Below are 18,014 nucleotides of genomic sequence, written 5' to 3' on the forward strand. Positions count from 1 at the left end.
CGGTGGTCGGCCACCATACTCCGCCTCGCTCGTCGCACCCATGCGGTGCAATGGATCCATGCAGAACGCCCCCGCCCGCCCCGGCCCCGATGGTATGGGGGCCGGTGCGCTCACCCTGCTGGGGCCCGACCCGTCAGCGGTGCCCCCGGTGCTGCCCCTGGAGCAGCTGGCTCCCGCACAGGCCACCGCGGCGGACCACGTGAGGGAGGGCCGCCATGTGCTCGCCCACGGTGGCCCCGCCACCGGGCGCACGGCCCTGGCCCTCAGCGCCGCAGCCGCTCTCTCCCAGGAGCACGGCGGCGAGGTGCTGCTGATGGCTCCTCGCCGGGCCACCGCCGCCCACCTGCGCGATGCCCTGGCCGCGCACGGCACCCCCGGTGTGCGGGTGGCCACCCCTGCGGCCCTGGGGTACTCCGTGCTGCGCGCCGCCGCCCTGGCCGCCGGCCGCGGTGAGCCCTCCCTGGTCACCGGTGCGGAGCAGGACGCCCTGCTGGCCGACCTCATCGCCGCCCGCACTGCATGGCACCTCGAGGTGGAGCCCGCCGCACGCACCCTGCCGGGCTTCCGCACGGAGCTGCGGGACGTCCTGGCCCGCGCTGCCGAGCTCGGGCTCGGCCCGGCCGGCCTCGAGCGGCTCGGCCTCGAGCACGACCGGCCGGCCTGGCGCGATGCCGCGGCGGTGCTGCGGGACTACCTGGGCGTGCTGGACCTCGAATCCGCCGCCGCCCTCGATGCCGGCCCCCGACTCGACGCCGGCTCCCTGGTGCGCCGCGCCGCCCGCCTGGTGAGCGAGGGGACCGTCTCGCCCCCGGCACGGGCCGTCGTCGTCGACGACGCACAGGACCTCACCGCCGCCGGCATCGCCCTGGTCGTGGCGCTGGCCGCCACCGGGGCATCGGTGCTCGCCACCAGCTGCCCGGATGCCGCCGTGGACACCTTCCGCGGGGCCCTGCCGGATGCCGCCGCGCGCCTGCGCGAGCAGCTGCCCGGGCTCGTGCACGAGGTGGTGCTGGCCGGTGCCCACCGCGTCGATGCCCGCATCGTCGATGCCGCCGCGGCCCTGCGCTGGCGGCTCCCGCTGGCCGGGGCGCCCGCTGCCACCCGCCGACGCGAGGCACCGCCGTCCCGGGCCGGTGCCGACGGGCAGCGGGGCGGCGTCCAGGCCCTGCGCGCCTCGGACCGGGCCGAGGAGGCCCACCTCATCGCCTCCGCGCTGCGGGACCTGCACCACCGCGAGCAGATCCCCTACGACCGGATGGCCGTGGTGTGCCGTTCGGGCGCCGCCGTCGCCGAGCTCGCCGATCTGCTCACCCGCACCGGCCTGCCCGTGCGCACACCGCGCCGCCCCCGCCCGCTGCGCGAGGAGCCCGTGGTCCAGGACCTGCTGCGACTGGTCGAGATCGGTGCGACCGGCGTGGAGCAGATCGACCCGCTGACCGCCACTGCGCTGCTGCACGGCCCCTTCGGCGACGCCGACGCCCTGCGTCTGCGCCGCATCCGCCGCCTCCTGCTGCAGGCCGCACCCGCCGAGGACTCCGCCGGCGAGCACGCCGACAGCCAGCAGCTGCTGGCGCGTGCACTGCTGCACTCGGACGTCCCCGGGCTGCCCGCCCCGGACGCTCGCGGCCGCACCGCCGCCCCGGTGCACCGGATCCGGGCCATGATCACCGCCGCCCGCGAGCACCGCGAGGGCAGCGCGGCCGAGGTCCTGTGGGCGGCCTGGGACGCCTCCGGCCTGGCCACAGGGTGGCGCGCCGCCGCTCTCGGTGCGCGCCACGGGTCCGAGGGTGCCCGTGCCCGCCTGGCCGGCAGCCGCCTGGACGCCCTGCTGGAGCTGTTCGCCGCCGCCGAGCGCCTCACCGACAGGCGACCCGGCGCCCGGCCCCTGGACCTGATCGAGCAGGTGCGCTCCCAGGCCGTGGTCGAGGACACTCTCGCGCCGTCGGCCGCTCCCCGGGGCAGCGTCGAGGTGCTCACCCCCGCCCAGATCGCCGGCCGGCACCGCGAGGCGGTGGTGCTGGCCCGCCTGCAGGAAGGCGTGTGGCCTGACCTGCGTCTGCGCTCCACCCTGCTGGGCGCCGTCGAGCTCTCCCTGCTGGCCGGAGGGCGCGCCGGCTCCCAGCTGCCGCAGGACCCGGAGGCCCTGCGCGCCGTGCAGCGCGAACAGGTGATCGCCGATGAGCTGCGCCTGGCGGTCAGCGCCCTGGGCCGTGCCCGCCGCCACGTCCTGGTCACCGCCGTCGAGGACGACGACCACACCCCGTCGGCCCTGTTCGACGTGCTGGAGGACATCGCCGAGGGCGACTGGCTCGACCTCGAGGCCCTGCGCGCGGACCCGGGGCCCGCCCCGGACCCCCGCCGCCTGGTGGCCGCCCTCAGGCGGGCGCTGCACCACCCCGACCCGGAACGCGCTCGAGACGCCGCCCTGGCCCTGGCGGCCCTCGGTGCGGCCGGGGCGCCCGGAGCCCAGCCGGAGCAGTGGTACCACCAGCAGCCCAGCTCCACCGCGCCGCTGCAGGAGCCCGGGGCGCCCATCCGCCTCTCGCCCTCCGCCCTCGAGCGCGCCGACGACTGTCCCCAGTCCTGGCTGATGGAGCGCGCCGGTGGCTCCCGCGGCTCCGGGCCGGCCCAGAGCATCGGCACCGCCCTGCACCGCCTGGCCCAGGACCATCCCCGCGGTGGGCAGGACCTCCTGGAGCAGCTGCACTCCCTGCTGCGGGACTTGCCCGGTGCCGACACCTGGTCCGGCCGCCGCCGCGTGCGGCGCGCGGAGGACGCCGCACAGCTGCTCGCCGCCCACCTGGCCGCCTCCCCGCCCCCGCTCGCCGTCGAGGCGCCCTTCGAGGTCGCACTGGGCCCGGTGCTGCTGCGCGGCACCGTGGACCGCATCGAGGGGGATACGGGAACCATCCGCGTGGTGGACCTCAAGACCGGCCGCGTCGCCAAGACCGCCAAGGCCACCGAGCAGGACCTGCAGCTGGCCGCCTACCAGGCGGCCGTGCGCGAGGGAGCGCTCGCCGATCAGCTGGGCCCCGATGCGCCCCGGCACCTCGCCGGTGCCCAGCTGGTGCACGTCGGCACCGGGGGCCGCACGGCCGCGGTGCGCACCCAGCAGGCGCTCACCCGCGCCGAGGACCCGGCCTGGTTCGACACCGTCGTGCACCAGGTGGCCGCCGACGTCTCCGGGGCCCGGGTGATCGCGCGCCTGAACTCCCACTGCACCCGCTGCGCGGTGCGCTCCTCCTGCCCCCTGCAGCCCGAGGGGGCGCAGCTGTGAACACCCCTCTGTCCGCCGCCCGCCTGGCAGCCCTGCTCGAGCAGCCGCCCCCCACCGCGGAGCAGACCGCCGTGATCGAGGCGCCCCTGGCCCCCATGCTGGTGGTGGCCGGGGCCGGCTCCGGCAAGACGGAGACCATGGCCTCCCGGGTGGTGTGGCTGATCGCGAACGCCCACGTGCAGCCCCGCCAGGTGCTGGGCCTGACCTTCACCCGCAAGGCCGCCCACGAGCTGTCGGCCCGCATCGCCGCCCGCCTGGGGGCGCTGGCCGACGCCCTGCGCGCCGAGGGACTGCCCCTGCCGCCCGGCCTCGAGCGCGGGGGCGACGACCTGGTGGGCCAGCGCCCCGTGGTCCACACCTACAACGGCTTCGCCCTGGACCTGGTGCGCGAGCACGCCCTCGCCCTCGGCGTGGACCCGGACCTCACCATGATGTCCACCTCCGCCTCCTGGCAGCTGGCCCACGGCATCGTCGAGTCCTGGGGCGATTCCTGGACGTGGAGGCCTCCCCGGCCACCCTCACCGCCGCCCTGATCTCCCTGACCTCCTCCCTCGCCGACCATCTCGTGACCCCCCAGCAGCTGCGCGAGCACCTCGAGCAGATCCGCGACCACCTCACGGGGATCCCGCTGCAGGTGGAGGGACGGCGCCGCACCACCCCGAAGAAGGTGGCCGCCGCGCTCGACTCGATCGAGACCAGGCTGGCCCTGGTGCCGCTGCTGGAGCGCTTCGCGGCGGTGCGCCGGGAGCGCGGCGCCCTCGACTTCGCCGACCAGGTGTCCCTGGCCGCCCGCATCGCCCGCGAGGTCCCCGCCGCCGGCCGCCTGGCACGGCGCATGCACCGCGTGGTGCTGCTGGACGAGTTCCAGGACACCTCCGTGGCACAGCTGCGGATGCTCACCGACCTGTTCGGGCCCGGCCACCCCGCCTGCGCGGTGGGCGACCCGCAGCAGGCGATCTACGGCTGGCGCGGCGCCTCGGCCGCTTCCCTGGCCGGCTTCGCCGAGGCCTTCGCGACCCAGCAGCAGCCCGTCGCCCAGCGCACCCTGTCCACCTCCTGGCGCAACGACCAGGCGGTGCTCGAGGTCGCCAACCGCCTGGCCGGCCCGCTTCGGGCGGCAGGGGAGGGCATCACCATCCCGCAGCTCGAGGCACGACCCGGGGCCGGGGAGGGCGCGGTGGAGATCTGCGAGGCCGCCGACGAGCGCGCCGAGGCTCGCGCCGTCGCCGACTGGATCCAGCGCCGCCGCGCCGAGTCCCCCGCGGACGAGATGCCCAGCGCGGCCGTGCTGGTGCGGGCCCGCCGCCAGATCCCCGCCCTGGTCGAGGGACTGGAGGAGGCCGGGCTCGCGGTCGAGGTGGTGGGCCTGGGGGGCCTGCTGCACCGCCCCGAGGTGGCCGATGTGCGGGCCCTGCTGCAGTGCGCCCACGACCCCACCCGCGGGGATGCCCTGATGCGCCTGCTCACCGGGCCGCGGTTCCGCCTCGGCGCCCGCGACCTGGCCGTGCTGGGCAGGTGGCGGGACCGCCTCGCGCCCGGCCGCCGCTCCGGCGGCGACGAGGCCGAGGAGGTGTCCCTGGTGGACGCCGTCGACGACCTCCCGCCGGAGGGCTGGACCGACCCGGAGGGCCGCGTGCTCAGCACCGTCGGCCGGGGGCGGCTGCTCCAGGTGCAGGCCCTGCTGCGGAGCATCCGCCGGCTGCTGCCGCTGCCCCTGCCGGACCTCATCACCGCCGCCGTGCACGCCCTCGAGGTGGACCTGGCCCTGCTGGAGCAGGACAGCGGCGGGCGCGCCCTGGCGGACCTGGAGGCCCTGCGCGAGCACGCCTCCTCCTTCGAGCGCACCGCCCAGCACGCGGGCCTGGCCGCCTACCTGGACCTGCTGGAGATCAGCGAGGACGAGGAGGCGGGCCTCGCCGTGACCGCCCCGCCCGAGCACACCCGTGACCCGCACGCCGTGACCGTGGTGACCATGCACTCCGCCAAGGGGCTGGAATGGGACCTGGTGGCGGTGGCCGGGCTCACCGAGGGCACCGTGCCCTCCTACGACCTGCGGCGGGCGCGCACGGACGAGACCGGCCGGGTGCGAGTGGCGGCCAGCGGCTGGCTGGGCCCCACCGCGACCGCCTCCGTGCCCACCGGGCTGCGCGGCGATGCGCACACCCTGCCCGAGCTCGCCTGGGCCCAGGCCGACACCCAGGTCGACGCCGAGGCGCTGATCGAGCAGTTCCAGTTCGACCAGGGCGAGGAGTCCCTGCGGGAGGACCGCCGGCTCATGTACGTGGCCGTCACCCGTGCCCGCCGGCGCCTGCTGCTCAGCTCCGCCGCCTGGCGCACCGGCCTTGCCACTGCCCGGCCCCGCTCCCGCTACCTCGCCGAGGTCGCCCCCCTGGTGCCCGAGCCGTTCCGCCGGCGGCAGGAGGTGCCCGAGCAGAACCCTCTGGACTCCGTGCAGCAGCAGGCCCCGTGGCCGCCCGCCCCCGGTCCCGCCGAGCAGAGGCGGGACCGTGCCGAGGATCTGCTGCACGCCGCCCAGCACGAGGCGCCGGGCGTGCAGCTGCGCGACGAGCGCCTCGCCGAGACCGTGCGCCGCACCCTCGCGGACCTGCGCGACCAGCAGGCCCGGCCCGTCGTGCACTCCCCGCCGCGGCTGTCGGCCTCCCAGGTGGTGCGGCAGGCGCAGGACCCGACCGCCGCTGCCCAGGACCTGCTGCGCCCCCTGCCCCGACGCCCCTCCGCCGCGGCCCGCCGGGGCCCCGCCTTCCATGCCTGGCTGGAGGGCCGCTACGAGGGCGCCGCTCTGCTGGACCTCGAGGACCTCGCGGAGCTGACCGAGGACCTGGTGGAGGAGACCGAGGGCAGCGAGGACGCCACCGCGCTGCGTGAGGCCTTCGCCGCCTCCGAATGGGCTGGGCGCACCCCGATCGCGGTGGAGCAGCCGGTGCTGACCCGCGTGGGCGGCATCGCGGTGCGCGGCATCATCGACGCGGTCTTCGCCGACCCCGAGGGCACCGACGGCAGCGGCGATGCGGGGGGAGTGATCATCGTGGACTGGAAGACGGGCCGCACCCCCGCACCCTCACGCCTGCGGGACATGGCCCTGCAGCTGTCGCTGTACCGACTGGCCTGGCACGAGCGCACCGGGCTGCCGCTGGGACGGATCCGCACCGCCTTCCACTTCGTGCCCGACGGCACCACGCACGAGGTGCGGCGCCACCCCTCGGCGCAGACGATCGCGCAGATGCTGACGGGGAGGTGATCAGCCCTGCAGGCCGTCGTAGGTGCGCTCGGCCTCTTCGCGGGCCAGCTGCGCCAGATCCCGGTCGAGATCCTCGATCATGCCGCGGGCGTCCGAGACGATCGTCTCGTCGCCGGTGTCCAGGCCGTGCAGCAGCCACTCCAGCACCGCGAACTCGCCCAGCGCCTGCGCCCGCTCCACCAGGCGCGGATGGCTCGCGGTGGGCAGCTCCTCGCGGTAGGCCGCGTACAGCTCGTCGAACAGCTCCGGCTCCAGGGTGGAGATCAGCCACGCCAGGTCCGAGGCGGGATCGGCCACCCGCGCGGAGGACCAGTCCTGCACCGCGCTGATCCGGTCCCCCGAGCCGAACAGGTTCTCCTCGCTCATGTCGCCGTGGACGAACTGCGGGGTGAAGTCCCACAGCTCCTCATCGGCCAGCAGATGCTCCCAGCGCTGCGCCACGGCCGCGGGAAGGTGGCCGCCCTGCTGGGCGCGGCGCAGGTGCTCGGCGTGCTGGGCGCGCAGCGCGGGGGCGGTGAACGACTCCACCCCCGCGGCCTCCGCCGCGTAGCGGGGAACGGTGTGGATGCGGGCGATCACCACGCCCAGGGAGCGTGCCAGGGCCGAGGAGGAGGTGAGGTCCTCCAGCATCAGGGGACGCCCGGCCGGGGCCTGGCTGATCACCGCCCGGCCGCCCTCGGGCAGCTTCACGAAGCCCAGCACCGGGGGGACCACTCCGCGCAGGGGGGAGCCGGTGAGCGCGTCGGCCACCCGCAGGTCCTTCTCCAGGCGCAGCCCGGCCGCGGTCGAGGCGGGGGAGGAGACCACCACGCGACGGGCGTCCTCACCGACCACGCCGGCCACGTCGAGATCCTCGGCCGGGGTGGCGATCGGGGTGGTCCGCACCGGGACGAGCCCGGGGACCGCCGCCGCGGCGAGCGCTGCGAGGGAGTAGGAGTTGCGATGCACGAGCCCACCGTACCTGCCGGTGCTGCTCGATCCCCGTAGGCTTCGAGCATGGCGAGAGTTCGTGGACCGCACCTGCGCACACCCCTGACCCTGCTGGAGTCCGATCGGGAGGCGCTGCTGCGCATCGAGCCCGAGGTGCTCGCCCCCGGGGACGATGCCCGCTACCTCGTCACCCGCGCCGGCGCCGCCGCTGTCACCGAGGCGGAGGACGGCACCGTCGGCCTGCTGCTGGAGAGCGAGGACCCGCGCGCCGGGACCCACCAGCCCCTGGTCTTCCTGGGGCGGAGGGAGGGGCTGCGGGTGCTCGCCGTGGAGATCCCCGAGCCCAGCCCCGAGCTCGACGACCCCGGGCGCGACCTGCGCGACCTTCGCCATGTGGCCGACCAGCTGGTCCCGGCCGACGCCGACCTGGCGCTCGCGGCCGTGGCGATGGGCTCCTGGCACCGGGCGACGCGGCACTGCCCGGCCTGCGGGGAGCTGCTGGAGGCAGAGGCCGGAGGCTGGGTGCTGCGCTGCCGTGAGGACGGCAGCGAGCACTTCCCCCGCACCGACGCCGCCGTGATCATGGGCGTGCGCGATGAGCGCGACCGGCTGCTGCTGGCGCGCAACGCCCACTTCCGGGGCCGTTTCCACTCGGTGCTGGCGGGGTTCGTGGAACCGGGGGAGACCCTCGAGGGTGCCGTGGTGCGGGAGGTCGCCGAGGAGGTGGGACTGCACGTGCACACCGTGGAGTACGTGGGCAGCCAGCCCTGGCCCTTCCCGCGCTCCCTGATGCTCGGCTACCGGGCCTGGGCCGACGGCACCCCCTCCCTGGTTCTGCAGGAGGACGAGATCGCCGAGGCCCGATGGTTCACCCGCGAGCAGCTGCGCGAGGAGCTCGCCGCCGAGCGGATCGACCTGCCCGGCAGCTCCTCTCTGGGACGCGCACTGATCGACGACTGGCTGACGCAGGAGGGATGAGACCGGGCCCTCCGCGCGGCGCGTCCACACGGATGCCCGCCTGTCACAGCTCGCTGGCAGACTGGGGGACGATGACCGACCAGCCCGCCCCCGTCCCTGAACCCAGTGCCGAGGACATCCTCGCTGCGCTCGACCCCGAGCAGCGCGAGGTCGCCAGCAGCTTCGGCACCCCGCTGTGCGTGCTGGCCGGTGCCGGCACCGGGAAGACCCGCGCCATCACCCACCGCATCGCCTACGGGGTGGCCACCGGGCAGCTGAACCCCCGGCACGTGCTGGCCGTCACCTTCACCTCGAAGGCCGCCGCGGAGATGCGCTCACGGCTGCGGGACCTGGGGGTGCCCGCGGTGCAGGCCCGCACCTTCCACGCCGCCGCCCTGCGGCAGCTGCGCCACTTCTGGCCGCGTGTGGGGGGCGGCCCCATGCCCGAGATCATGCCGAACAAGTTCGCCGGGGTGGGGGAGGCCTGTCGGCGGCTGCACATGAGCGTGGACCGGGCGGCGCTGCGCGACATCGTCGCCGAGGTCGAGTGGTCCCGCGTCACCATGCTCACCCCGGAGAGCTACCCCGAGGCCGCCGCGCGATCCCGCCGCCCCGGGGTGGCCGGTTTCGACTCCCGCTCCATCTCCCGCATCCTCACCCAGTACGAGGAGGTCAAGAAGGAGCGCGGCGTCATCGACTTCGAGGACGTGCTGCTGCACATGGTGGGCTTCCTCAGCGAGCGGGCGGACGTCGCCCGTGAGGTGCGCGCCCAGTACCGCCACTTCGTGGTGGACGAGTACCAGGACGTCTCCGCTCTCCAGCACGCGCTGCTGCGCCTGTGGCTGGGCACCTCCGACGACCTGTGCGTGGTGGGCGATGCCGCCCAGACCATCTACACCTTCGCCGGCGCCCGGGCCTCCTACCTGCTGGACTTCCCCCGCGAGTTCAAGCGCGCCCGCACCATCCGGCTGGAGCGCAACTACCGCTCCACCCCCCAGATCGTGCGCATGGCCAACACCGTGCTGGACGGCGCCCAGGGCCGCACCCGGCAGCACCGCCTGACCCTGGCCTCCCAGCGCGAGGACGGCCCGCCGCCGCTGATCGAGTCCTTCCCCGACGACCAGGCCGAGGCCGAGGGGATCGCCGCCCGCATCGCGGAGCTGATCGAGCAGGGTCGCCCCGGTGCCCCGGTCACCGCCGCGGACGTGGCCGTGCTGTTCCGCACCAACAGCCAGTCGGAGGCGTTCGAGCAGGCCCTCACCGGGCGTGGCATCGGCTACCTGGTGCGCGGGGGGGAGCGCTTCTTCGAGCGCCAGGAGGTGCGCCGGGCGATGGTGGCGCTGCGCGCCGCGGCCCGCGTGGAGCAGGTCGAACCGCTGCAGGCGGTGCGCGACGTCCTGTCCCAGCAGGGCTGGCGGCCCGAGGCCCCCGAGTCCACCGGTGCGGTGCGGGACCGCTGGGACTCGCTGAACGCCCTGGTGGGCCTGGCGCAGACGGTCCTGGCCCGGCCCGGTGCGGGCATCGAGGACGTGGTGGGCGAGCTCGAGGAGCGCGCCGAGGCGCAGTCCGCCCCCGTGGTGGAGGGCGTCACCCTCGCCTCCGTGCACGCCGCCAAGGGCCTGGAATGGCCGGTGGTGTTCGTGGCGGGGGCCAGCGACGGCCTGCTGCCGATCTCCATGGCGAAGACACCGTCCGAGGTCGAGGAGGAGCGGCGCCTGTTCTACGTGGCCCTCACGCGGGCCCGTGACCTGCTCACCGTCACCTGGTCGGCGGCGCGGAACCCGGGCGCCCGGGGATCGCGCAAGCCCTCCCGCTTCCTGGACGGCGTGCTGGACCACCCCTCCGCCAAGGGTGGGGGAGCGGGGGCGAGCCCGCGCCGCACCGGGCGCCGCAGCGCCACCGTGTACTCCGAGTGCCGCTCGTGCGGGGGAGCCCTCACGGGGACCCGGGAGCAGCGCATCGGTCGGCACGCCGGCTGCCCACCCACCGCGAGCGAGCAGGTGATGGACGCGCTGCGCGCCTGGCGCCTGGAGCAGTCCCGCGCCACGGGCGCCCCTGCCTACACCGTGTTCACCGACGCCACCCTCGAGGCCCTCGCCGAACGGATGCCCCGCACCGAGCAGGAGCTGCTGGGCGTGCCCGGCATCGGTCCCGCCAAGCTCGAGAGGTACGGCCAGCAGGTGCTGGAGCTGCTGGCGCAGCAGTAGAACCGCAGGTCAAAAAAAGATGTGACGGGGTGTGGGGGCCATGTAGACTCACGCTCGTCAATCGTCCACGTCGTGGTCCGGGACACCGGGGCATGCGCACAGGAGAGGAGGTGTCGCCATGATCGGCAATCAGTTCGAAGCGGTCGGTGGTGCCCTTCTTCGCGCACCCCACCCACTGCGCCTGCGGGGCTATGCCCCGACGGTGTCGTCGCTGAGCTGACGAGGCTCTCGCCTCGCGGTGAGGGCGGCACCGGCGCCTCCCTCCCTTCGCCCCCACGGGCCGTTCCACGACGATCTTCGAAGCAGCGAGACGATGACTTCTTCTTCCACCCTCGCCGGCCTGCTGCCGGTCTCCACCGCGCACACCGCTGCGGTCACCAGCCTGCCCTGCCACGACCCGGAGGCCGCCGATCTGTTCTTCGCCGAACGCCCGGCGGAGCTCGAGCGGGCCAAGGAGCTGTGCTCGGGCTGCCCCCTGCGTGAGGCCTGCCTCGAGGGTGCGCTCCAGCGCGGTGAGCCCTGGGGCGTGTGGGGCGGTCAGATACTCGAAGCCGGCCGCGTCATCGCCGTGAAGCGAGGACGGGGCCGGCCTCGGAAGAGCGCCGCGTGAGCGGCGCGCTCTCGGTGGGCGCTCAGGCCTTGCCGAGGATGCGGTTGAGCTTGGTGCCGCACTCGGGGCACACGGCCTTGGCCATGCGGCGGCCGTTGGAGACGACCACGTTCCCCTCGGCCTCGCGCTTCTCGCGGCACTTCACGCAGTAGAACTCTCCGGCGTAGGTCTCGTCGGCCATGTCGGCTCCTCGTTCATATTGTCGGGTTCGGGCTGTCGGCTCACTGTAACGCCGTGCCGGGACGGGAACGAGTCGAGAACGGATCTCATGCCGTTCTCGTGCCGGGCGGTGCGGCGCACGCTTCGGGCTGGGGGGCTCCTGCGGGGAGCCGAGGAAGTGCGTGCGCCGCGCCGACGGCAGGGGTCCGGACAGCCGGATCCGGCCGCACGGACCGTGGAGCCCCGGGGGCGCTCAGCACCACGCGCACCTTCCCCGTGTGCGTCCTGCTAGTTATCCCGGGGCTCCACGTTCAGGGAAACGTAGCCCCTCGGGGCGGGGCGGGTCAAAGGCGTCCGGGGGACGCCCTGTGGACAACCCGCGCGCTTGTGTGGACAGTGTGCGGATGACGGTGGGGCGGCTGTGGAGGAACCTCGTGATCCACCGCCCGCAACACCGCGACCAGCAGTGATGCCATGCACAGCCTGTGGAGCAAAAACTTCGTGCGGATCCGTGCGAGGCTGGCCGCATGCCCGATCTGCACCCTCATCCCGGCGTCACCGGTCCCCGCGGGGAGCGTGTGCTGGTGCGCCGATCCGCCCGTCGGCGCCGCAGCGTGTCCATCACCCGGCGCGAGGGCGATCTGGTGGTCGCGATCCCCGCCTCGATGAGCCGGCGCGAGGAGGCGCAGTGGGTGCGGCGCATGATCGATCAGCTCTCGCGCAAGGAGGAGCGCACCATCGCGCCCCGCCGCAGCGACGAGCAGCTCGCCGCTCGAGCGGTCGAGCTCAGTGAGCTGTACCTCGATTCCCGGGCCCGGCCCACCTCCGTGCAGTGGTCCACCCGGCAGCAGCGACGCTGGGGTTCCTGCACCCCGACGGAGGGCAGCATCCGCCTCTCGTCCCGGCTGCAGGGCATGCCCTCGTGGGTGGTGGACTCGGTGCTGGTGCACGAACTGGTGCACCTGCTGGTGCCGGGCCACGGGCCGGAATTCCAGGCCCTGATGGACCGGTACCCGCAGGCGCAGCGCGCCCGCGGGTTCCTCGAGGGAGTGGCCTGGGAGCAGGACCTGCCCGCACCCCGGGAACCGGACGAACCTCGGGAGGCGAGGGACTAGCCCCCACCTCCTGTGCCCTCACCAGTGCCGGGCCGCCCACGTGCCCAGCAGCTCCAGGGTCTCCTCCAGGTCCGCGACCGTGCCCGCCGGCAGGGATCGCTGCCTGCTGCGGGCGCCTGCCAGCAGCGGCCACGGCGCCCAGATCACCTCGGGGGACTCCTCGCTGGGTCGCAACGGGGTCGCGGCGGCCGGCCGCGGGGTGCGCAGCAGGTACTGCACGTCCCAGTGGGCCCGGCAGGAACCGAAGGCCGCGGCCAGGTGGTGCTGGTGCAGCACCGCAGGGCCGGGGCCGATCCGCTGCACCTCGTGCACACCCGTCTCCTCGGCGACCTCGCGCAGGGCGGCCGCCTCGAGGCTGGTCTCCCCGGGCTCGAGGTGCCCGCCGGGCTGCACCCAGAACTGTCCCTTGCGGTGCCACACCAGGGCCACGTGCTCGCCCGGGGCGTCCACCACGATCGCGCTGGCCGTCAGGTGCACGGGGCCGCCGTCGCGGTATACCGCCTGCGGGTTCTGCTGCAGCAGCGACTCGTACTGGCGGGCGATCCGCGCACCGGTGGCCGCGGAGCGCGCGGCCCGCACCTGCTGCAGCGCCGGCTCAGGCGGTGCGGTCATGCGGGGCGGTTCCCGGGATCGGGATCAGTCCCGTCGTCATCGGTCCCGTCGTCGGTCCCGTCGAGTTCGTCCTCCTCGCGCAGGCCGCCCTGGCCGTCCTCGCGCGGAGCGCTCTGCTGCCCCTCGCCGGACAGCAGCTTCTCCAGCTCCGCATCGAAGTCCGCGGGGATCTCCACGTCCGAGAGCGCCTCGTCCTCGGCGGCCTCGGGGCGCGGCGCCTGGGGCCTTCCGGAGAGCACCTCCGCGCTGGGCAGCAGATCGGGGTGGTCCCACTTCGCCTCGCGCCCGGTCACGCCCTCGGTGGCCAGCACGCTCTCCCACCAGGCCAGGGCCTCCCGCACCCGCCGCGGGCGCAGCTCGATGCCCACGGTGCCAGCCAGCATCTGCTCGGCGGGGCTGCCGGTGGCGCGCCGGCGCCGCAGCACCTCCCGCATCGCCTCCAGCTGCGGCAGCTTGCCCTCCAGGGCCTTCGTGGTCACGTGGTCCACCCACGCCTCCACCAGCGCGAGGGTGGTGGCCAGCTCCTCCAGGGCCCGCTCCTGCGAGGCCCGACGGGTGAACACGAACATCTCCTCCGGGCGGCGGGCCTGCAGCGCCTTCGGGTCCGAGAGGTCCAGGTCGCGCACCATCTCGTCCAGCGCATCCAGGTCCAGGGTGATGCCGCGGGCGTAGTCCTCGATCGCCGAGAACAGGGCCCTGCCCAGCCAGGGGTGCGCCGCGAACAGCGCCGCATGGGCGATCTCCCGGGCGGCCAGGAAGATCCTGGCCGCGGGAGCATCCAGCTGGTGGGAGGAGATCAGGTCCTCCACATTGGCGGCCACCAGGGCGGGGGCGCCGTCGGGCCCCAGGGGCAGCGACAGGTCGGTGGTGCCCGCGACCTCACGGGCCAGCGAGCCGATGGCGTGGCCGAACTGGACGCCGAACATGGTGCCGCCGAAGCGCTCCATCATCGCGGCCGGGTCACCGGGCATCGGCAGCGGGTTCTCGTCCATCTGCCCCAGCTGCGCCGCGATGGCCTCGCCGATAGCTCCGGCCATGTACTTGGCGACCGGCTCCACGGTGGACTGCCAGCGCGGCAGGGTGCGGTACAGCCAGGTGCCGCGACCGAGCACCCCCAGCTCCTGGGAGGGCACATCGATCGCCAGCACCGGATCCAGCCACAGTCGCGCCACCTGCGCGGCCTGACGCAGCTCGGACACCTGCGCGTCGGTGGGCGTGGGATCGCCCGGGGTGCCGGTGGGGCGGGCAGGCCCGGCATCTGCGCCTGCCCGGCGGCGGTGCGGCGCGCCACGTCCTCGGCGAGAGTCCAGTTCACGGGGCCGTCGCCCTGCGCGGAGAACAGGTGCTGCATCTGCGCGGCGGCGGCCCGCAGCTGCGACGGATCCTGCGGCAGGTTCGCCTGCTGGGCGAGAGCGGACAGGTCCAGCCCGTCCAGGGCCTCCTCGGGGATCGCACCCCCGAACGCCTCCTGCAGGAAGCGCTTGAGGGCCTCCTCGTCCATGCCGCCGGGTCCGCCCGACATCGGGTTCTCGCTCATTGGCCACCTCCGCAGTTGGGTCGGCGGCCAGCGTACCCAGCCATCCCGGGGGGTTGCTGGTGGTGGGGCACAATGTCGGGGTGAGTGATCCCACCGGAGCCCCTGCGCCGCCCGCCCGGAGTCGGCGTGGCCTGCGCCGACTCGCCTCCCAGGCCGTCGAGGACGCCCAGCTGGCCCACCCGCGCACCGTGCTGGTCTCGCTGGGGCTGCTGTGCGCGCTGATCCTGGGCGGGGCCCTGATCCCGGTGCCGTACGTGATCGAGCAGCCCGGCCCGGCGATCGACGTGCTGGGGGAGTACCGCGACGAGCAGATCGTGCAGATCGACGGGGTGGAGACCTACCCCACCGACGGTTCTCTGATGATGACCACCGTCTCCGTCGACGGCGGTCCCGGATACGTGGTGACCCCGGTGGACGTGGTGGTCTCCTGGTTCGACCGCAGCCGGGCCGTGATGCCGCGTGAGCTCATGTTCCCACCGGACCAGACCCGCGAGCAGGCCACCCTGGACAATGCGGTGCAGATGTCCACCTCCCAGCAGGGCGCCGTGGCGGTGGCCCTGGAAGAGTTGGGCATCGAGTACGAGCCCGTGGTGATGATCGCCGGCGTCCAGCAGGGTGCCCCCGCCGACGGCCACCTCGAGCCCGGTGACGTGCTGCTGGAGATCGACGGCGAGACCGCCGCGGACCTGCCCGGGTTCCAGGCCCTAGTGCGGGGTGCGGAGGAGGGCCGCGCGCTGCCGATCACGGTGCGCCGCGATGACCAGGAGGTGGCGCTGGAGGTGCCCACCGAGATCGTCGACGGCACTCCCCGGCTCGGTGTGGTGCTCTCCGAGGGCTACGACTTCCCGATGGACGTGGAGATCGCCGTCGGCGACATCGGAGGGCCCAGTGCCGGCATGATCTTCTCCCTGTCGGTGTACGACGAGCTCACCCCGGGTGCCCTCACCGGGGGGCGCGCGATCGCCGGCACCGGCACCATCTCCCCCGATGGCACCGTCGGCTCCATCGGGGGGATCCGCCAGAAGATGGTGGGTGCCCGCGACGCCGACGCCGAGTTCTTCCTCGCGCCCCGCGACAACTGCGATCAGGTGCTCGGCTACGAGCCCGATGGGCTCGAGGTGGTGGCCGTCGGCTCCTTCGACGAGGCGCTGAGGGCCACCGAGACCATCGCCGCCACCGGCGGCGTCGACGGACTTCCCACCTGTGAGGACCAGTGAGCCCGATGAGCCCCCGGAAGCGCCACCGCACCGCCCCGCCCCACCGTCGTCTTCGACTTCGGCGGGGTCCTCAGCAACGGCCACGACCCCATGCCCGACGTCCACGCCCTGCTGGGCGGTGACGCCGATGCCCTCGGCGCCGCGCTGTGGGCCGAGCGCCTGGCCTACGACAGCGGTGAGCTCGGTTGCGAGGACTACTGGGGCGCGGTGGCGCGCTCCGTCGCCGTCGAGGAGCTCAGCGAGCAGGAGGTCGCCGAGCTGCAGGACGCCGACAACCGCTACTTCCTGACGCTGGATCCCCGATCCCGCGAGCTCATCCACGATCTCGCCCGCAACGACGTGCGGATGGCGCTGCTGTCCAACGCCTCGGTCGCCTTCGGGCAGGCCGTGCGCCGGGCCGACTGGTTCGAGGCCTTCAGCTTCGCGGTGATCTCGGGGGAGGAGCGCGCCGTCAAGCCCGACCGCGAGATCTTCGAGGTGCTGCTGCAGGCGCTCTCCCACGAGACCGGCGGCGTGTCCATCCCCTCGGCCGTGATCTTCTTCGACGACAAGCAGGAGAACGTCGACGCCGCACGTGCACTGGGGATCGACGCCCACCTGTGGCCCCGCAACGGCGAGCAGGGCGACCAGGCCGAGCGGCACGGCACCGAGATCGCCCGCGAGGTTCTCGCCGCCAGGGGCGTGCCCCTGGACTGAGCGGCCGACCGCCGGTGCTCAGCCCAGCGCCGCGATCGTCCGGTCCAGCCCCGGCAGGGGCCTTGGGGGAACACCGGCCCCTCCACCCCGTTCTCATCCGTGAGGGCACCGCAGTGCCGCGCCTCGGAGGACGGGGCGTTCCGGGTAGAGTCGGTGACCGTGAGACGTCCCGAGCGGTGCCGTTCCGCGGCACGCCGGTGAGACCCCGCTACCCCTTTTCGGACAGGAATCCACGTTGGCAGAGTTCATCTACACCATGTACAAGGCCCGCAAGGCCGTGGGCGACAAGGTCATCCTCGATGACGTCACCATGAGCTTCTACCCGGGCGCCAAGATCGGCATGGTCGGCCCCAACGGCGCCGGCAAGTCCACCATCCTGAAGATCATGGCCGGGCTGGACCAGCCCAGCAACGGCGAGGCCCGCCTCAGCCCCGGTTACAGCGTGGGCATCCTGCTGCAGGAGCCCCCGCTGGACGAGTCCAAGACGGTCCTGGAGAACGTCCAGGAGGGCATGGGCGAGCTGTATGAGAAGGTGCAGCGCTTCAATGCCATCGGCGAGGAGATGGCCGAGCCCGATGCCGACTTCGACGCCCTGATGGAGGAGATGGGCAAGCTCCAGACGGAGATCGACAACGCCAACGGCTGGGACCTCGACTCCCAGCTCGAGCAGGCGATGGATGCCCTGCGCTGCCCGCCCGGTGACGAGCCCGTCACCCACCTCTCCGGCGGCGAGCGCCGCCGCGTGGCCCTGTGCAAGCTGCTGCTGCAGAAGCCGGACCTGCTGTTGCTGGACGAGCCCACCAACCACCTCGACGCCGAGAGCGTGCTGTGGCTGGAGCAGCACCTGCAGCAGTACGAGGGCGCCGTCATCGCCGTCACCCACGACCGGTACTTCCTGGACCACGTCGCCCAGTGGATCGCCGAGGTGGACCGCGGTCACCTGTACCCCTACGAGGGCAACTACTCCACCTACCTGCAGAAGAAGGAGGAGCGCCTCAGCGTCCAGGGCAAGAAGGACGCCAAGCTCGCCAAGCGCCTCAAGGACGAGCTCGAGTGGGTGCGCTCCAACGCGAAGGGCCGCCAGGCCAAGTCCAAGGCCCGCCTGGCCCGCTACGAGGAGATGGCCGCCCAGGCCGAGCAGACCCGCAAGCTCGACTTCGAGGAGATCACCATCCCGCCCGGCCCCCGCCTGGGCTCCCAGGTGATCGACGCGAAGAACCTCAAGAAGGGCTTCGGCGACCGGGTGCTCATCGACGATCTGTCCTTCTCGCTGCCTCCCAACGGCATCGTCGGCGTCATCGGCCCCAACGGCGTGGGCCCAGTAGTGGGTGACCAGACGCGCGAACTCGAGCTGCTGCGCCTCTGAGCGGGGGAGGCCGCCCTGGGTGCCGGGGTGCGGGAGCCCGATCCCGATGTGCGCGTCCTCCCAGTCGATCCA

Annotated in this window: 13 protein-coding genes and 1 pseudogene; 10 read left to right on the plus strand and 4 right to left on the minus strand. The window is 74.1% G+C overall.

The genetic code is table 11. From position 1 onward, the window contains the following. Nucleotides 1–58 precede the first annotated feature (58 nt). The 3 genes from IOE58_RS13540 to IOE58_RS13545 are packed head-to-tail and all read left to right on the plus strand — an operon-like array spanning nucleotide 59 to nucleotide 6,536. The gene (locus tag IOE58_RS13540; protein ID WP_228020195.1) at nucleotides 59–3,277 is read left to right on the plus strand and encodes a PD-(D/E)XK nuclease family protein; all 3,219 of its coding nucleotides are present in this window, start codon (nucleotides 59–61) and stop codon (nucleotides 3,275–3,277) included. After that, the gene (locus IOE58_RS14480) at nucleotides 3,274–3,810 is read left to right on the plus strand and encodes a UvrD-helicase domain-containing protein (protein WP_348981998.1); all 537 of its coding nucleotides are present in this window, start codon (nucleotides 3,274–3,276) and stop codon (nucleotides 3,808–3,810) included. Before IOE58_RS13540 ends, IOE58_RS14480 begins: the two co-directional genes overlap by 4 nt. Continuing rightward, entirely contained in the window at nucleotides 3,774–6,536 is a 2,763-nt protein-coding gene (locus IOE58_RS13545; protein WP_348981999.1) for an ATP-dependent helicase, read from the plus strand. Before IOE58_RS14480 ends, IOE58_RS13545 begins: the two co-directional genes overlap by 37 nt. Here the strand turns inward: IOE58_RS13545 and IOE58_RS13550 are convergent, their stop codons facing one another. Beyond that, complete coding sequence (locus tag IOE58_RS13550) at nucleotides 6,537–7,484, minus strand: phosphotransferase (protein WP_193866886.1); 948 nt, start codon at nucleotides 7,482–7,484, stop codon at nucleotides 6,537–6,539. Nucleotides 7,485–7,532: 48 nt separating this feature from the next. Here IOE58_RS13550 and nudC point away from each other — a divergent pair, with 48 nt between their 5' ends. The 3 genes from nudC to IOE58_RS13565 all read left to right on the plus strand — a co-directional run bounded on the left by nudC (nucleotide 7,533) and on the right by IOE58_RS13565 (nucleotide 11,240). Continuing rightward, on the plus strand, nucleotides 7,533–8,444 hold the full coding sequence (gene nudC, locus IOE58_RS13555; protein WP_193866887.1) for an NAD(+) diphosphatase: 912 nt from the start codon (nucleotides 7,533–7,535) through the stop codon (nucleotides 8,442–8,444). 71 nt (nucleotides 8,445–8,515) lie between these two features. Beyond that, the gene (locus tag IOE58_RS13560) at nucleotides 8,516–10,630 is read left to right on the plus strand and encodes an ATP-dependent DNA helicase UvrD2 (RefSeq protein WP_193866888.1); all 2,115 of its coding nucleotides are present in this window, start codon (nucleotides 8,516–8,518) and stop codon (nucleotides 10,628–10,630) included. A 313-nt stretch (nucleotides 10,631–10,943) separates the two neighbouring features. Beyond that, nucleotides 10,944–11,240: a WhiB family transcriptional regulator gene (locus IOE58_RS13565; RefSeq protein ID WP_193866889.1), complete on the plus strand. Its 297-nt coding sequence runs from the start codon at nucleotides 10,944–10,946 to the stop codon at nucleotides 11,238–11,240. Nucleotides 11,241–11,262: 22 nt separating this feature from the next. Here the strand turns inward: IOE58_RS13565 and IOE58_RS13570 are convergent, their stop codons facing one another. Then, a complete protein-coding gene (locus IOE58_RS13570) occupies nucleotides 11,263–11,421 on the minus strand; it encodes a DUF5679 domain-containing protein (protein ID WP_010551122.1) in 159 nt (52 codons plus the stop codon). Between the two features lie 505 nt (nucleotides 11,422–11,926). On the opposite strand from IOE58_RS13570, the gene IOE58_RS13575 reads away from it, so the two are divergent. Next, on the plus strand, nucleotides 11,927–12,514 hold the full coding sequence (locus tag IOE58_RS13575) for a M48 metallopeptidase family protein (RefSeq protein WP_193866890.1): 588 nt from the start codon (nucleotides 11,927–11,929) through the stop codon (nucleotides 12,512–12,514). A gap of 18 nt (nucleotides 12,515–12,532) precedes the next feature. On the opposite strand, the gene IOE58_RS13580 is transcribed toward IOE58_RS13575, so the two are convergent. Both IOE58_RS13580 and IOE58_RS13585 read right to left on the minus strand, forming a co-directional pair. Next, the gene (locus tag IOE58_RS13580; RefSeq protein WP_193866891.1) at nucleotides 12,533–13,126 is read right to left on the minus strand and encodes an NUDIX hydrolase; all 594 of its coding nucleotides are present in this window, start codon (nucleotides 13,124–13,126) and stop codon (nucleotides 12,533–12,535) included. Next, complete coding sequence (locus IOE58_RS13585) at nucleotides 13,123–14,325, minus strand: zinc-dependent metalloprotease (RefSeq protein ID WP_348982000.1); 1,203 nt, start codon at nucleotides 14,323–14,325, stop codon at nucleotides 13,123–13,125. Before IOE58_RS13585 ends, IOE58_RS13580 begins: the two co-directional genes overlap by 4 nt. A gap of 418 nt (nucleotides 14,326–14,743) precedes the next feature. Between IOE58_RS13585 and IOE58_RS13590 the strand changes: the two genes are divergently transcribed. The 3 genes and pseudogenes from IOE58_RS13590 to IOE58_RS13600 form a co-directional block, all read left to right on the plus strand. Next, nucleotides 14,744–15,880, plus strand: a complete 1,137-nt coding sequence (locus IOE58_RS13590; RefSeq protein ID WP_193866892.1) for a PDZ domain-containing protein — start codon at nucleotides 14,744–14,746, stop codon at nucleotides 15,878–15,880. A gap of 90 nt (nucleotides 15,881–15,970) precedes the next feature. Then, on the plus strand, nucleotides 15,971–16,576 hold the full coding sequence (locus IOE58_RS13595) for an HAD-IA family hydrolase (protein ID WP_228020200.1): 606 nt from the start codon (nucleotides 15,971–15,973) through the stop codon (nucleotides 16,574–16,576). A gap of 235 nt (nucleotides 16,577–16,811) precedes the next feature. Further along, nucleotides 16,812–17,894, plus strand: a pseudogene (locus IOE58_RS13600) (ATP-binding cassette domain-containing protein); the annotation flags it as partial. Between the last annotated feature and the right edge of the window lie 120 nt (nucleotides 17,895–18,014).

Origin of the sequence: Brachybacterium epidermidis (assembly GCF_015209585.1) — a bacterium.
In the GTDB taxonomy this organism is placed as follows: Bacteria; Actinomycetota; Actinomycetes; order Actinomycetales; family Dermabacteraceae; genus Brachybacterium; species Brachybacterium epidermidis.

Coding starts and splice junctions, on each gene's coding strand:
- IOE58_RS13540 (WP_228020195.1), top strand. CDS start 59: ATGCAGAACGCCCCCGCCCGCCCCGGCCCCGATGGTATGGGGGCCGGT.
- nudC (WP_193866887.1), top strand. CDS start 7,533: ATGGCGAGAGTTCGTGGACCGCACCTGCGCACACCCCTGACCCTGCTG.
- IOE58_RS13560 (WP_193866888.1), top strand. CDS start 8,516: ATGACCGACCAGCCCGCCCCCGTCCCTGAACCCAGTGCCGAGGACATC.
- IOE58_RS13565 (WP_193866889.1), top strand. CDS start 10,944: ATGACTTCTTCTTCCACCCTCGCCGGCCTGCTGCCGGTCTCCACCGCG.
- IOE58_RS13570 (WP_010551122.1), bottom strand. CDS start 11,421: ATGGCCGACGAGACCTACGCCGGAGAGTTCTACTGCGTGAAGTGCCGC.
- IOE58_RS13575 (WP_193866890.1), top strand. CDS start 11,927: ATGCCCGATCTGCACCCTCATCCCGGCGTCACCGGTCCCCGCGGGGAG.
- IOE58_RS13580 (WP_193866891.1), bottom strand. CDS start 13,126: ATGACCGCACCGCCTGAGCCGGCGCTGCAGCAGGTGCGGGCCGCGCGC.
- IOE58_RS13595 (WP_228020200.1), top strand. CDS start 15,971: ATGCCCGACGTCCACGCCCTGCTGGGCGGTGACGCCGATGCCCTCGGC.